Source organism: Bacillus sp. P4_D3, from assembly GCF_056401855.1.
The window spans coordinates 1-1,185 of record NZ_JBFUIN010000864.1; the positions used below are offsets into that span (position 1 = coordinate 1).

Below are 1,185 nucleotides of genomic sequence, written 5' to 3' on the forward strand. Positions count from 1 at the left end.
GGACAGTAGGTACGACTGCTCGTCCTTTTTTACTTATATCGCATACTCTCCCTTTTGACAGCTATGAACCACATTGCCCTCTTCATCGAATTAAGCAATTTCCCAATAAGGGTGGCAGTTGTACACTTCTATTTCCCCATCGAACAAAACGAACAAATTAGTTTTCCAGTTTCCAACGATCGTACCCCACTTGCCAGCTACATTTACTCGCATACCCATGTAAGCAAAATGTAGATTTCGGTGGTTCTGCATTTTCTTGAAAGCTTTTTCCGCGCTGTACATCTGCTTGATGTCAAAAACACCTTCGTTCTCGCACTTTACAAACTTCATGAATTCTGTCATTAGCATTTGATATCTCTTTAACTTTAAGGGTATATTCTCATGTCTTACCCAATATGCAAGAAGATGCAGTGAAAACATTCGCGAAGAGTATATTTTGATATGTGTTTGCAAAATGTTTGCAAACACATATCGAAATGCTCAAAAGCATTGATTTAAAGGCATCTATAGCACATTGAAATAAAACATTACATATAAACTCATATAATTTTAGTGCACCTTTTTTGAGATTGGAATATATTTTGTAAAATACGCCCCCACTAGCAACAATATGATTGAGACTAGCCAAGTAAAAATACCGCCAAAATGAAGCCAATATGCAGACAAATTTAAAATTGCAATTAAAAAGCAACAAATAGAAGTTAATGCACTTTTTAATCCTTTTATCCCCGCTTTTTTTCTTTTTTGATAAGTTATATACATCGAAGCGACTAGAAAAAGGATTAGAACAATTGGTAACATAGCTTGTAGCAATGGCAATCCCTCCTGTCTATTCCCACCCCTTCATTTTACCATCTTATTCCTTTTTAATCTTTAGGAGTCATTTCATTTTTCTCTTCTCTCCAAAAGTCAGCATAAGTTTTATTTTTAAAGTTCACATTCACTTCGGTAAACGGAAGGATTTCTCCAACTTTCAATGAGTACCACTCGTTTAAAAGTGGCGATCCGAAGCAAATATTCAATGTACGATCCTGTAAATCAAATAATACAGAATGCAAAGTCCCAAACCACTCTTCATAATTATGCACCGTCACCCCGATAGGATATTCTTCTTCTACCAATCCTTTTAAAGATTCCATGCTCACCTGTTCATTTCGATTTAAATGCTCATGTAAAATGTGATAT

Annotated in this window: 3 protein-coding genes and 1 pseudogene; 1 reads left to right on the top strand and 3 read right to left on the bottom strand. The window is 35.4% G+C overall.

Annotated elements, in window-relative coordinates; genetic code table 11:
- Positions 1–90: 90 nt before the first annotated feature.
- Positions 91–348, bottom strand: a complete 258-nt coding sequence (locus AC1DTM_RS27465; protein WP_016104842.1) for a hypothetical protein — start codon at positions 346–348, stop codon at positions 91–93.
- Positions 349–350: 2 nt separating this feature from the next.
- Between AC1DTM_RS27465 and AC1DTM_RS27470 the strand changes: the two are divergent.
- Positions 351–440, top strand: a pseudogene (locus AC1DTM_RS27470) (tyrosine-type recombinase/integrase); the annotation flags it as partial.
- Between the two features lie 109 nt (positions 441–549).
- On the opposite strand, the gene AC1DTM_RS27475 reads toward AC1DTM_RS27470, so the two are convergent.
- Both AC1DTM_RS27475 and AC1DTM_RS27480 read right to left on the bottom strand, forming a co-directional pair.
- Entirely contained in the window at positions 550–813 is a 264-nt protein-coding gene (locus AC1DTM_RS27475; RefSeq protein WP_071151261.1) for a hypothetical protein, read from the bottom strand.
- 53 nt (positions 814–866) lie between these two features.
- A partial coding sequence (locus AC1DTM_RS27480; protein WP_477001373.1) for a carcinine hydrolase/isopenicillin-N N-acyltransferase family protein occupies positions 867–1,185 on the bottom strand: 319 nt, incomplete at its 5' end.

Excerpts from the sequence above, each read along its gene's own strand:
- AC1DTM_RS27465 (WP_016104842.1), bottom strand. The coding sequence starts at position 348 with ATGCTAATGACAGAATTCATGAAGTTTGTAAAGTGCGAGAACGAAGGT.